The sequence below is a fragment of the Victivallis sp. genome (genome assembly GCF_048170485.1).
GTDB lineage: Bacteria > Verrucomicrobiota > Lentisphaeria > Victivallales > Victivallaceae > Victivallis.
Genome location: NZ_DBEXAY010000158.1, coordinates 1 through 13,012, shown reverse-complemented (window position 1 = coordinate 13,012; position 13,012 = coordinate 1). Strand labels below are relative to the sequence as shown.

Annotated in this window: 12 protein-coding genes; 4 read left to right on the top strand and 8 right to left on the bottom strand. The window is 57.4% G+C overall.

Annotated elements, in window-relative coordinates:
* The first annotated feature begins 107 nt into the window (after positions 1-107).
* From ACMLHG_RS08215 to ACMLHG_RS08205, 3 genes are all read left to right on the top strand, one after another.
* Positions 108-1,421: a hypothetical protein gene (locus ACMLHG_RS08215; RefSeq protein WP_417170192.1), complete on the top strand. Its 1,314-nt coding sequence runs from the start codon at positions 108-110 to the stop codon at positions 1,419-1,421.
* A complete protein-coding gene (locus ACMLHG_RS08210; protein WP_417170191.1) occupies positions 1,396-2,124 on the top strand; it encodes a prepilin-type N-terminal cleavage/methylation domain-containing protein in 729 nt (242 codons plus the stop codon). Before ACMLHG_RS08215 ends, ACMLHG_RS08210 begins: the two co-directional genes overlap by 26 nt.
* Positions 2,125-2,198: 74 nt before the next feature.
* Entirely contained in the window at positions 2,199-4,646 is a 2,448-nt protein-coding gene (locus ACMLHG_RS08205) for a hypothetical protein (RefSeq protein WP_417170190.1), read from the top strand.
* Between the two features lie 122 nt (positions 4,647-4,768).
* Here the strand turns inward: ACMLHG_RS08205 and ACMLHG_RS08200 are convergent, their stop codons facing one another.
* From ACMLHG_RS08200 to ACMLHG_RS08170, 7 genes are read right to left on the bottom strand one after another with little or no spacing between them, the layout of a single operon-like run.
* Positions 4,769-6,265 (bottom strand): aldo/keto reductase, encoded by a 1,497-nt coding sequence (locus ACMLHG_RS08200; RefSeq protein ID WP_417170189.1) that lies wholly within the window; start codon positions 6,263-6,265, stop codon positions 4,769-4,771.
* A complete protein-coding gene (locus ACMLHG_RS08195) occupies positions 6,262-7,260 on the bottom strand; it encodes a DUF6282 family protein (RefSeq protein WP_294435293.1) in 999 nt (332 codons plus the stop codon). Before ACMLHG_RS08195 ends, ACMLHG_RS08200 begins: the two co-directional genes overlap by 4 nt.
* A gap of 2 nt (positions 7,261-7,262) precedes the next feature.
* Positions 7,263-7,922: a flavodoxin family protein gene (locus ACMLHG_RS08190; RefSeq protein ID WP_295809058.1), complete on the bottom strand. Its 660-nt coding sequence runs from the start codon at positions 7,920-7,922 to the stop codon at positions 7,263-7,265.
* 30 nt (positions 7,923-7,952) lie between these two features.
* A complete protein-coding gene (locus ACMLHG_RS08185; protein ID WP_294435296.1) occupies positions 7,953-8,354 on the bottom strand; it encodes a putative quinol monooxygenase in 402 nt (133 codons plus the stop codon).
* A gap of 17 nt (positions 8,355-8,371) precedes the next feature.
* Positions 8,372-9,370: a carboxymuconolactone decarboxylase family protein gene (locus tag ACMLHG_RS08180; RefSeq protein ID WP_417170193.1), complete on the bottom strand. Its 999-nt coding sequence runs from the start codon at positions 9,368-9,370 to the stop codon at positions 8,372-8,374.
* Positions 9,371-9,426: 56 nt separating this feature from the next.
* Positions 9,427-10,014, bottom strand: a complete 588-nt coding sequence (locus ACMLHG_RS08175) for a flavodoxin (RefSeq protein ID WP_295809060.1) — start codon at positions 10,012-10,014, stop codon at positions 9,427-9,429.
* Complete coding sequence (locus ACMLHG_RS08170; RefSeq protein WP_417170188.1) at positions 10,011-10,268, bottom strand: hypothetical protein; 258 nt, start codon at positions 10,266-10,268, stop codon at positions 10,011-10,013. The genes ACMLHG_RS08175 and ACMLHG_RS08170 overlap by 4 nt, the downstream gene beginning before the upstream one ends.
* Positions 10,269-10,421: 153 nt before the next feature.
* Here ACMLHG_RS08170 and ACMLHG_RS08165 point away from each other — a divergent pair, with 153 nt between their 5' ends.
* On the top strand, positions 10,422-11,318 hold the full coding sequence (locus tag ACMLHG_RS08165; RefSeq protein ID WP_294435302.1) for a LysR family transcriptional regulator: 897 nt from the start codon (positions 10,422-10,424) through the stop codon (positions 11,316-11,318).
* Between the two features lie 568 nt (positions 11,319-11,886).
* Here ACMLHG_RS08165 and ACMLHG_RS08160 read toward each other — a convergent pair.
* Positions 11,887-12,885 (bottom strand): LacI family DNA-binding transcriptional regulator, encoded by a 999-nt coding sequence (locus ACMLHG_RS08160; protein ID WP_417170187.1) that lies wholly within the window; start codon positions 12,883-12,885, stop codon positions 11,887-11,889.
* Between the last annotated feature and the right edge of the window lie 127 nt (positions 12,886-13,012).

The window sequence follows — 13,012 nt, the reverse complement described above, 5'->3', positions numbered from 1 at the left end:
TTCAAATATAATTTACTCTTTTTACAATATAAACAGGGGAAAAATGGTTGTTTTTTTCTATTTTTTTACTATAATAATATAAGAACGAAAAAACAAGAGGGAACAGATTGAGACTTGCAGAAAACATCCGGCCGTTACCTGTAGTACACCTCTGGAATCAGCTCCAGAACTGCCTGTATCACCCCGAAATGGAGCTGATCTACGATTATGTGACCGACCGTAATCCGGATCACCGGTTCGATCACCTGCCGTCGGCGGAGGAGATTGCCGCGAGCTTCCCAAATCCCTGCGGCTGGAGCACCGGTATGGAGGACTGCATGCTCAACGCCGGATCTGCACTTGACATTCTGCGCCTCCGTCGCGAGGAAGAAGGCAGCTCCCCGGAGAAAACGTCGTTTGCCTGCCATCTGCTGAACGGCATTCACCGCTGTGCCACCGTACACGGCCGTACCGGATTTATTGCACGCGGCATTACGCCGCGCGACGGGAAGAGTTGTTACAGTAATTCTTCCCGTGATCAGTTCACGCTTGCGGTTTACGGGGTGTGGCGCTTTCTACGGGCATTCCCCGACGCGCCGGAACCGGCACGCCGACAGGCGCGGGAACTCCTGCGCGCCGTTGCATGCTACTGTGAACAGGTTGTGACACCGGAACACGACTACGACCTCGGTCGTCTCGACGGCGGTCGGGCTATCGTATCGAAAATGTGGCAATGCAGCGCACACGAAATGCTGCGGCTGCCCATGATCTATGCCGCCGCATTCGAGGCGACTGGTGACACCCACTGGCTCGACGCAACGAACCGTTACATCGCTCCCGGCCTAGAAGAAACGCTCAAGGTCACCTCGCGGGAGTGCGGCTGGGATATTCCGATCGCGCAGATACAGCTCTCGCTGCGTTTTTTCCGGGAAAGCGATCTCTTTCCCGAATTGCACGACTCCGTTGCCTCCGCGATGGAGAAGGTCACCTGCTTCGCCCTGCCGCTTCTCCGGAAACAGCTGACGGCCGCGCTCTCCTTCTCCGGCGACTGGGGAACACTCTATGAAAACTGGCGACTTCTGCCGATGCGACTCACGCCGCAGACACTCTCCACCGATGGGCGCTCTGCGATTTTCGACGGCAGAACCTATCTGAATCCCTGCTTCGGAAACGCCTATGCCGAACCGAACTCCTATCTGCGCAGCATCGGCAACTGCCTCATTGCTGTTCTGCTGGACGACAACGCAACACTCACTGCTGCCGAACTTGTTCCGCTTCAGAAAATACTCGAGCGAGTGGATTTCTCCTGTTGTTCCGGAGCTGGAGTAGTTCAACTGCTGCACGGTTGCCTGCTCGCACTTCATCGCGGATTCCATTGTTTTCTCTCTGACAGTACCACCACAAAGGAGGTTCTCCATGAAGAAGAAATTTACTCTTATTGAATTGCTCATCGTAATTGCGATCATCGCGATTCTGGCGGCAATGCTGTTGCCGGCGCTGAACAAGGCGCGGGCGAAAGCGCGCGACGTCAGCTGCCAGAACAATCTCAATCAGCAGGGGAAAACCATTCTCTCCTACATGAACGACTTCGGCGACTGGTTTCCCTCGGCCTTCAGCAACTGGGGGACCAACTCCGGGGGCTGGCTGGATGTCTTTTATGTCTACATGCACCCCGGCTCTGAAAAGACAAACTGCATCGTCTACGGCGATGTTCTGCAGGCCACCACGCCACTGCCCCCCTATGATTGCCCTTCTTCGGTGCCGATTCCGCGCCAGCAGGGCGTGGTCGATTACGGGCTGAATCTGAAGTTGGAAAGCCGCAATGCCAAAGCCATCAAGCAGCCCTCCCGCCGTGGAGTCATGATGGATATCTATCAGGTCTACTCCGGAGCCAACACGCCGAACGGTTGCGCCTGGCCGGGCAATACTCCGGGGCAATATTGCTCGGTGTTTCCCTTTGAACCGAATCTCTGGCGACACGGTGCCTCTGCCGGGATCAACGTCCTCTACATGGATGGCCATGTAAAAATTGCAATGCATCAGGGATTTCCGTTTGTCGCCCCCTGGAACGGCGACTACGGTGTAGAAAAAACCAACTATTTCTGGGGCACCTTTGACGGGACGGAAATCACCGCCGGCAGATGATTTTCTCCGGGAGCTCCTCCGGAAATGTTTCCGTAAAAAATGAAAGTTCAACCGACAGCAAAAGGGAATCCATCATGAAATTACGCTTTTTGATCCTGTTACTACTCCTCTTTGCATTTGCCACTGTGCCGGTGACAGCCGATTCCGGTGGGTTCAAAGAGCCGCAGAAATATTTATTCCCCAGGGATCTGAACACCTTCTTCGTTACGCCGGATCAGCCGACGGTGATCGAACTTCAGCTGAAAGGAATGCCGGAGAATGCGACGCTCCGCTATGAGATGAGCGATTATGCAGGGAAAGTGTTCCGCAAAGGATCTGCCACGGCAAAAAAGGGCGATCTGCACATCCGGGAGAGTTTTCCCCGGGGGCTGACCGATCTCTTCTTTCCCGAACTGAATCAACGCATCGGAGTCTACGCCTTTGACGCCTTTGACAAGGAGGAAGACGGCTACTGGGGGGTAAACTCCGTCTTTTCCTCCATGGTTTACAGCCGCCCGGGCCAGCCGCGCTACCGGAACGGCATTTTCAAAAAACCGGAAACCATTCGCCAGCACATGCGCCTTCTGCGAAGGCTGGGCATCGGTCAGTTGCGCGAAATGGACACGCTCTGGCAACAGGCTCCAGCTCCGGACAAATTTCTGTACAATGTCGATCTGGCCCAGGAGACGCAGAACGCGGCGCGGGAGAACGGCCTCCACATTCTGATGTATTATGCGCACTTTCCAGGGTGGTGTGGAGCGGAGGGAATTTTTTCCCGGAAGCAGCCACAGGTTCTACCGCTGGACTATGCCCGGTTCACCCCGATTCTCCGGAAGATGCTCCAGCTCGATGCTGCTCAGGCAAGCGGTGCCCAGGCGGGCAATGAGTGGGATATGGAGCGCGTTGCAGCACCTCCGGATGCGATTTCTCTGATGGCGCATTACATGCGCTATCTGCTCGACAGCAGTTCGCTTTCCACGCCGCTGGTCGGGATGGCTTTTTCCGGATTTGCCGAATCCTGTATCGTGCGCCCCGAGTATCTGCAGACCTTCGTTGAAAACGGCTACTTCGACAGCATCGATATCTTCGGAGTCAACGGTTATGCGGAGCCGCTGGAGATGAGGCGCCGGCTCGATCTGCTCACCTCGTTGATGGAAAAATTTACCCTTGGTAACGTTCCGCCGCTGTGGATCACCGAATCCGGCAAGGCATGGTATCATGGCGGCACGCGACCGGTGGTCGCCGAGGATCTGGCCTGTGCCGACGCCTCGGTACGGAAGGCGATCGATGCCCGGGCGATGGGAGTGGAGAAATTCTTCCAGTTCCAGCTGCATTTCAGTCCGGAAGATTATAATTTCAATCAGGTGTTTTCGTTGCTCGACTGGTCTCTCTCGCCGCAGCGCACCCTGGCGGCCTACGCTACCGCTGTGCGAATGCTCTCAAACCTGCGGTATGCCGGCACGATGACGGAGAAAATTCCGGGCTGCGAAGAGGCATTGCTTTTTGAGAATAACGAGCGCCGAATCCTCGTCATGTATCGCGATCCAGTCGGAAAAAACAAACCGCTTGCTCTGCGGACGATTCCGGCAAAAACTGTCTTCCAGATGGACGGTGCCGAACTGAAACCGGATGCCGCCGGATCTTACAACTTCGCAGGAAATATCCTCTATGTTGAGCTGCAGCCGGGAACGCCGCTGCCGGTCAATTCGCAGACCGTTCTCACCCGGATCCGAAACCGTTTCCGGACAGACCGGCGGGTACGGCCAGCAGCACGCCCGGTCCTGTTGCGCACCGAATTTGAAAAGATGGCCCGGATGCGGAGCGGTTACATCATGCGCTCCCGGGAATTTGAACTGGTCATTCGCGCGTTCAATCTCTCCGACAGGCCGCAGACAATCCGCCTGAATGTTTCCGACGAAGGCCTCCTTACGGAATCCTCTGCACAGCTTGCGGAAACTTTGCCGCCGATGACGGAGAAGGTGTTCCGCTGGCAACTGAAGTGCCCGGCCAAGAATTTCACCTCGCTTCGGGTAGTCGAGAGCGCCAGTCTGGCTCAGCCGCTGGTCATGCGCTTCTATTTTCCGCCACTCCTGAGTCAGCCGAAACTTGAAATTACTCCCCGCGCGGCTGACTGGAAACCCTGGAGCAGCGGAACATTGAAAATTTCCGATGATCCGAAGGAGAACGCGCTCCGCATCGATGCCTCCTTCAAGGTACTGGATCGCTGGATGTATCCGCGTTACCAACTGAAGCTGCCGGCGGAGAGTTTGAAAGGGTGCTATGCCATGACCTATGAGGCTCGCACGGATAAAGCAAGCGCCGATGCCGGTTACAAATACTACGGTGCTTATCTGATTACCGACAGGAAACAGAAGGTTTTCTCCGGACGGAGTTTCGATACTCTGGATTCCAATTGGAAAACCTTTACCGTTTTCCTGAATGAAAACCTGGGAGACTCCGCATCGATCCGGGAATTTGAAATCGGCTCCTGCCCGCAGACTCCGGAAGCCACTCTGTGGATCAGAAACATCCGTTTCTACTGATCTCCTGCATACCGTTCCTGATAACCGGAAGTAGAGGAAAATACCTTACTTCCGGCTGTTTTTCTTTCACGCCAGCAAGAAAGATGATCCGCTTCCTCCAGTATGCTGGCTGGTCAACCGAGTCATACCAGCCGCCGTCGAAGAATTTTCTGAAAAACCCCACCGATATATTGGAAACCTTCTTCTCCATCTGCAATTTTATCATTTCCTCCAGAATGAGCGAAGAATTGCAACCCGTATCCGTGATGGCTGAACGCCTTGGAAAAGACGGAGTACTGCCGCCTCATCTGCGTCTGCGCATCGACTGAACACTCGGAAAAAGCGGGACGCGCCTCCCCCTCCAGTTCCCGGCGAACACGGCCGAGCAGTTCCGGAATGTTGAGCTTCTGCGGACACTTCGCCAGGCACTCTCCGCAGTTCACGCACGCCGAGGCGGGTGCTCCGCGCTGAATCGGCGACATCGCGACCGTGTAATCCGCAATGGCCCGCTTTTTATCCCGGTGGACCAGATAGTTGTTGTAGACATAGGCGAAAATGTAGCCGATCGCCACGTTGTGCGGGCACGGAATGCACTGATAACAGCCGGTGCAGTCGATGTGGCCGGGCGTCTCCCGGAAGGCGCGGATCGCGCTCCCGAGCGCCTTGCGTTCATCCGGAGTGAGCATGTTCGGCTTCGCTTTCGATGCGTAGCGCAGATTTGCCTCGACGTCTGCCATCGCGCCCATGCCGCTCACCGCGACGCTGACCTCCGGAATATCCCAGAGGTAGTCGAGCGCCCATTCGGTGTCCGGCTTTTCGATTCCGGTCGAACGGAGCGCCTCGCGCATGGACGGCGGCAGATGAGCGAGCAGTCCGGTGCGGACCGGTTTCATCACGGCAAGTCCCATTCCGTTGGCGGCGGCGTACTTCGGGCCGAGACAGCCCGCTTCGTACTCATAATCCAGATAGTTGTGCTGGATCAGGCAGAAATCCCACGGTGCGGATTCGACCACCTCCTTGAATAGTTCGAGACGGTCGTGGAACGAGAAACCGGCGAAGCGGATCTTCCCCTGCTCCTTGAGCTTCATGATCTTGTCGATCAGTTTGAATGGAATCACCTTCTCCTTCCAGCCGCGGTGCATAATCATGTGGATGTGGTAGAAGTCGATGACGTCACACCCCATCGTCCGGCGGGATTCATCGAAGAACTTCTCGAAGTCCTCCGGCTTTTCCATGATCCACCACGGGGATTTGGAGGTGACGTAAACCCGCTCGCGCCAGTTGCCTTTCAGCGCTTTCCCGGCGACCGCCTCGCTCTGTCCGCCGAGGTAGACGCGCCCGGTGTCGATGTAGTTCACCCCTCCCTCGATCGCGCGGTGGATCATCGCGACGCTCAGATCGGAATTCACCGTTTTCCCGTCCGCGAGCATCGGCAGACGGAGAAGCCCGAACCCGAGCGCGGAGACGTTCACCCCGGTCCGCCCCATCGGGCGGTACTGCATCTGCGGATTGAAATTCAAAATCGGCCCCGCCGGTTTTCCGGCAGGCGGCACCGCCGCGTTCAGGACACTCCCCTTCCCCAATACACTGCCCGCGGCCGCCATCAGCGCCGCCGATTTGAGAAAATCACGTCGATTCATGCTTCCAGCCCTCCTGTTTTTTCCTGAAGTCCGATCAGATACGCCGGGTTATGCCGTACCATCCGGTCGATCTCCCGCGGCGGCATCCCGGCGTCGAGCAGTTCGCGGATGCAGGTGCGCATGCCGTCGATCGGATTCGGATTGCCCTGCTGGCCGAGGTCCGTAGAAATGAAACTGCGTTCCGGCACGGTGGTTGCATAGTGGAGAAACTCCTCACGACTCTGCCGTTCAAACTGCGGATTTCCACTTCCCGGACCCCAGAGCCGCGGCAGATAGCAATACTCCACAAACGCGCCGAGGTCGACCGCCTGCCGAATCTGGTCGCGCGTCAGCTTCCAGATCAGTGAATTGACGTGCGTGACAACGAACTTCTTCACGCCGATCTCCTTCGCCTTCCGCACCAGAATCAGGCTTTCCTGCGGCGAACTGTGCCCAGATGCAAAGATGATGTCCGCTTCGGCGCAGAGTTCCATCACCCGGACCACTTCGGGGAGGACGCGCCCCCGGTCATCCAGCACCGGGATGCCCGGGCCGGGCAGTTTGTCGCACCGATGCTGATACGCCGCGGAGAGCGTCGGCATCCAGATGCAGCGGCAGAGGGAACCGGTCGTTTTGAGCGCCTGCTCCGCCGCAAAGACGTTGACCTTGTCGCCGTGGACACGGTTCATGCAGAGACTGCCGAACACCTCGAATTCCGGCAGGGCCTGCCGGATCAGCCAGGCGCGGTCGTGACAGCTCCAGTCGTTGGATTTGTACATCAGCGCCCGGTATCCGGCCCGTTTCGCCTCCCCGGCGAGCGCCAGCTCATCGATGCAGCGCGCCCGGGTGTCCGGCAGGCAGTGGATGTGGATGTCGCACACGCCGGCGAGCAGCGGGTCGGCGGAACTTTCGCGCCGGACCTCCGCTTCATTCCGGACGGAGGCGCCGGCCGCCCTGCCGACCAGCATCGCCCCGCCGGCGACGCCGATCGTCTTGATGAACTCCCGCCGGTCCATGGTTACACGCTCTTTCCCAGCAAGTACGCCTGTTCCGGATATTTTGTATGGTTGACCGCGCCGACCGGCCAGACACCGGGAGCAATCACCTGCCCGGCATCGCTCCAGCCGAGATAGTCCAGCAGAACCTCGTAATGGTCGGTGATCGCCTTCTCCTTGCGCTTGTTGTTGTCGGCGTAGGTCATCAACAGAGCGGCCTTCTTCGGCACATGGATCGAGCCGTTGATCGCATAGAAGCGGTCGATCACCGCCTTGATCTGCGCGGAGATGCCGAAGTAATACATCGGCGTGGCGAAGACCACCATCCCCGCGTCGAGAATGTGTTTCCGGACAAATTCGAAATCGTCTTTGAAGACACATTCGCCGTTCATGCCGCATTTGTTGCAGGCAATGCAGGGGTGAACCTCCTTGAACGCGGCGTCAAAACGGACGATTTCGTGCCCCGCCTCCTCCGCGCCGCGGATGAAATGCTCCGCAAGCGTGCTGGAATTTCCATTTTTCCGGGGACTTCCCGTAATCACCAGAATTTTCATTTTTCCACCTTGTCCTTTCCGTTCCGCCGGGGCGGCGGCGACGTTCAACAGCGCGCCGCCGAGAAATACGCTTCCTGCGGCCGCCGCTGCCGCCGTCAGAGAGGTTTTCAGAAAATCACGTCGATTCATGCGGACAGTTCTCCTCCGGCTGCAGATTCATCATTTCATCTTCATTTCCGGAACGAGCGGATTCTGGTCGAGCAGCTCCAGTTTCCGGACCATCTCCAGCGTCGTTCGCTTGTACTTTTGAAAATGCGGCGTTTGAATATGGCGTTCATAGGCGGCGCGGTCCGCGTAGATCTCGAGGATCGTAATCCGTTCCGGACGCGCCTTCTCCTGCATCGAGTACATCATATAGACGCCCGGCTCCTTCGCCATGGATTCCCGTCCACATTCGGTGACCAGCGCAAGATACTCCGGGAGCCGGGCCGGATCGACCTCAATCCGCGAGAGCCGGACGATGCTCTCCGGCGTAATCCGATTGCCCGCAGCCGTTTCCTCCGCCGCCAGCGGAGCGGCGGCCAGCAGTATGGCGGAAAATATGCTCCGGATCCGTTTCATTGCCGTCAGGCTCCTTCTCACTTTCCGGCAGTTGCCGCCCGATACTCCGCATCGGAAACCGGTTCGAGCCAGGTGTTCTTGTTGGTTCCCGGATTGCACTCGATTGCGAGATGCGCAAACCAGCTCTCCGGCGCCGCCCCGTGCCAGTGATCGACATCCGGCGGAATCTCCACCACGTCGCCGGGCAGAAGCTTCCGCGCCTCCTTTCCGCGCTCCTGGTAGAAGCCGACGCCGCCGACCGCGATGAGCAGCTGACCGCCGGTGTGGCGGTGCCAGTTGTTGCGGCAGCCGGGCTCAAACGTGACGTTGGAGACCGGAACGTTGAGCCGCTTCTCTTTCGTCAATGGCGCAAGATAGGATTTGCCGACAAAATATTTCGCATAGGCCGTGTTCTCTTCGCCGCGCGGAAATGCGCTCAGCGTACGGCTTTTCACATTCTCCAGAATCCAGGCGATCTGCGCCTCCGTGACGCCGTTGCGCTTCGCGATGGCGATGTGGCTGGCGAGCTGGCTCTCCACCCCCTCCATCGCGGCGAGTGCGGCGACGGTCGCCAGCTCCCGCGTCCGCCAGTCGAGGTTGTCCCGGCCGAAAATGTCGCCGAACAAATGCGCCTTGAGGTATTCATCGATCGCCGGCGCAAACTCGAACAGAGCGCCTTTGACCGGCGCGCCGCAGAGTTTCGTCTGATTCGCCGTGCCGAAATCGACGCTCTTCCCCGCCGGGAGTGCGCCGGGGAGCCGCCCCGGAGCGTCTTTGATCCCGCTCGTTTCGCGCTCCTGCAGGAGCGCCATGAAGCTGCCGAGGGCGTTCAGACTGCGGGGAAAACCGCAGTAGGCGTAGAGCTGGACAAGTACTTCCTTGATCTCGTTCACGGTCAAGCCGGCATCGAGTCCGGCGCGGAGCGCCCCCTTCAGCCCGGGCATATTCCCCCGGGCGGTGTACATGGCGATTTCAACGAGTTTCTGTTCTTTGTCTTCCAACGGTTTCATCGTATCAGCAGCCTCCAGAAATTGCATGGTAAAAACAAACACAAGGATCACGCTCCAAAAGGAAATTTTACGCATGATGTGCCTCACTTTCCGCTCGAAAACACCTCATTGACCCACTTCGCCAGCGCGGCTTCCGCATTCCGGATGCCGCTGCCGGAGAAGGCGCCGCCCCGGACAAACGACGCCTGCGGACATGCCTTGCGCATATCCTGCTCACACCGGGCCATTCCGCCGCCGCCGTGGGTGACGAAGGGAATCACCGTCTTGCCGCGAAAATCACTGCTCGTCAGAAACGTCAGCACCGGCGGCGCCATCGTGCTCCACCAGTTCGGCGTGCCGACGAAAATGACATCGTAGCGGTCGAAATTCTCCACCTTCGACGCAAGTGCCGGTTTGAATCCCGACCGGCACTCCCGTTTCGCCTGTTCGACGCAGGCGTTGTAGTCCGACGGATACGGGTCCGCCGGTTTGATCTCGAACAGAGTTCCGCCGGTCAGCTGCTGAATCTTCTCCGCCGCGAACCGTGTGTTGCCGCCCCAGGAGTAGTAGGCGACCAGCACCCGTCCGGGTTCGGCCGACACCTTCGACGCGACACTCCGCTCCTCCGCGGAACACCCGAAACCGGAAACCATCGCCGCCGCCATCATACACACCATCGCCTTTCCGATCATTTCACCGTCTCTCCTTTTTCTGATTGAAGTTTCTCCTCCACGGAATGCAGCAGAAAATCGAGACAATCGATCCGCTTCTGATTCGCGTGGATCTTCTGGAGCAACGCCCTCCTCTGCCGCAGCAGAAGCCGGCGCTCCCCCTGGAATTTCGCCTCCCGTTCACAGGCGAGAACCTGCTCCGTCATCGCGACGCCGCATCCGGCGTCCTTCAGATTGCGCAGGAGCAGTATCTCTTTTTCGTCACAGCTTTTCATCGTCCACCTCGTTTGCCCCGGCTGTTCTCTTTCTGAAAATTAATGTAATGCAAAATCAAATAATAACAAATACTTTCTTTTTATGATAATTGATGCTTGAAAAGCATAGATCGAAATGGTATGGTATCCCCATAACCCGGAAGGAATCCAACCATGGAACTCAGACTGCTGCGATATTTTCTGGCGGTGGCGCGGGAGAACAGCTTCACCCGCGCGGCCCGGTATCTTCACGTCACCCAGCCGACCCTCTCACGCCAGCTGATGGATCTGGAGGAGGAGCTCGGGCAGAAACTGCTGAACCGCGAGACCCATCACATCTCGCTGACGCCGGAAGGGATGCTGTTGCGCAAACGCGCCGAAGAGATTCTGGCGATGGTGCAGAAAACCGAGGCCGAATTCAGCTCCATCGGCGAAAATGTGGCCGGCGACATCCACATCGGCGGCGGCGAGAGCCGCGCCATGGAGCTGGTGGCGGACGTCATCTGCGAACTGCATGAGGAGTTCCCCGACATCCGCTGTCATCTCTACACGGCGGTGGCGGGCGATGTGATGGAGCGGCTCGACAACGGACTGCTCGACTTCGGCGTGCTTCTTCAGCCGGTGGACATCTCCCGCTACGACAGCGTCACTCTGCCGGTCAAAGACCGCTGGGGAGCCCTGATGCGCCGGGATCACCCGCTGGCGGCCAAGGAGGCGGTCACCCCGGAGGATCTGCGGAAAGAGCCGCTGATCTGTTCCCGGCGGGAGCCGCGCAACCAGTCGGTCCGCAACCCCTATGTCGAATGGTTCGGCGAAGCGTTCGACAAGCTCAATGTGGTGGCCGTCCACAATCTGATTCAGAACGCTTCGCTGCTGGTGGAGCGGGGCATGGGGTGCGCGCTGACACTGGAGTCGCGGCATGTGACCGGCGGCGCCCTCTGCTTCCGGCCGTTCCGGCCGACGCTGGAATCCGGCTCCAGTCTGGTCTGGAAGAAGTATCAGATCTTTTCCCGGGCGGCGGCGCTGTTTCTCGACCGCGTCCGGGAGCGGATTGGCCGGGAGGAGCCGTGATTGCGGCGCGGCGGCTCGGGGCCCCCGGCGGAATCCGCCGGGTGCTCCGGACAATCCCGGTTATTCGAAGACGATCAGCGGGAAGGTTTCAAAATTCTTCCACTCACTGATTCCCGGCGCGATCTGGATGAATCCTTCGCGAAGCACATTTCGGCATTCTCCGCCGCAATTTCGAGATCAAGCCGGCCGAGCTGGCCTGCCAGACGCTGATCCGGAACCTTCCGCCGGGTTCGACCCGGCCGGAAATTCTCCGTCGCGGCCTGATTCGGGAAGCGCACTGGCGGCGTCCTGACGGCGTGCCGGTCACCGCACTCTGGACCGTTTTCGGGGAACAGCCCGCACCGTAGCCGGGCAGACAATTTCCCCAGGCGGAGACGCTGAACGGAACGGTGCTTTCTGTGGAATCTCCCCCCCGGGAGCTCTCTCCGTCGATTCTCTGCCTCTCTGGAGAGTGAGGCCGCCTGCTCCGAAGAAGAAGACGAGGCAGAGGAAGGCTCACGAAGCAGTTATCGTTTTCCTCCGCAAGGCACGGCGAAGCAACTCGGCCAGAACTCCATCACAAACATGGTCATAAACTATGATTCACATCGGGGTGGCAATGTTGTGTTCCGCTCGGATTTTTTATCCTGCTGGTGCTGTGACGAAGATGAAAGAGATAATCGACTAGAATATCTCCATTGACCGGTTCCTTGTGAATCAGTTTGTTCAGCATGACGAGGATATTTTGTGCCAGAAGCTTGTAATCATGCTCCACGCCTGTGATAGATGGATGGCAGAAAAATTCTTTTTCATCGAGCCATCCGCAAAGGGAGATATCTTCCGGAACACGTATTCCAAGCTGTCCCAGGTAGTAGAGGGTTTTCATGGAATCAAATTCGACGTTCGTAATGATCGCCGTGACCTTTTTTTTCACCAAGTTGTTTATGGCATCGAGAAAGTCCCGTCTGTCATCCTGAAATCCGGCGGTCAAGTCGCCGGGGAGGCCGTGTGATCGGAGAAACTCATGGAAATATTGGATTCTCCGTTTTGAACTGTTGATATTGGTCGTCTTTTCCAGCTGACTGTTCAACGCCAGAAACCCAATGCGACGATGGCCGAGCGAAAACAGATGATTCAGCATGATTTCCATTCCCTGCCGGTCGTTGGAGGCAACCGAATATACGCCATCCAGATGATTGGGCTCCGTATTGACGCAGATCAATGTTTTGTCTGACTTCTGGCCCCAAAGCTGTTCCAGCCCGTTGGAGCCCGCCAGGGAAACCACCGCGCATGGATTGTCGTTTTCCATCAATTCTATCTCATATTGGGAGAAAAGTTTCATCTGATATCCAGAAAGGTGGAGCAGCGTACCGATCTCCTCGATAATGCGGTGATAATAGCCGGCAAAATGCCAGTTCGGAAAATACACCGCCACGGTATGGGTACCTTGCAGATACCCGGATTCTTTTGCCAGTTTCACAATTTTCAACCGAGTGCTTTCTGCTATTTTTCTGGAGCCGTTCAAGGCACGGGAGACTGTACCGATGGAATAGCCCGTCAGACGGGCAATGTCCTCGAGTTTCTTCATGATAAACAACCTCTTTTATGGCGGAACTGTCGGGAAATCCGGAACTCTTCATGAACTATAGCAGAAAAAAAGCGGAAGTCAATCTTTTTGTGCATTTTTACACTCTTTGCTTTTTTTTTGCATTATT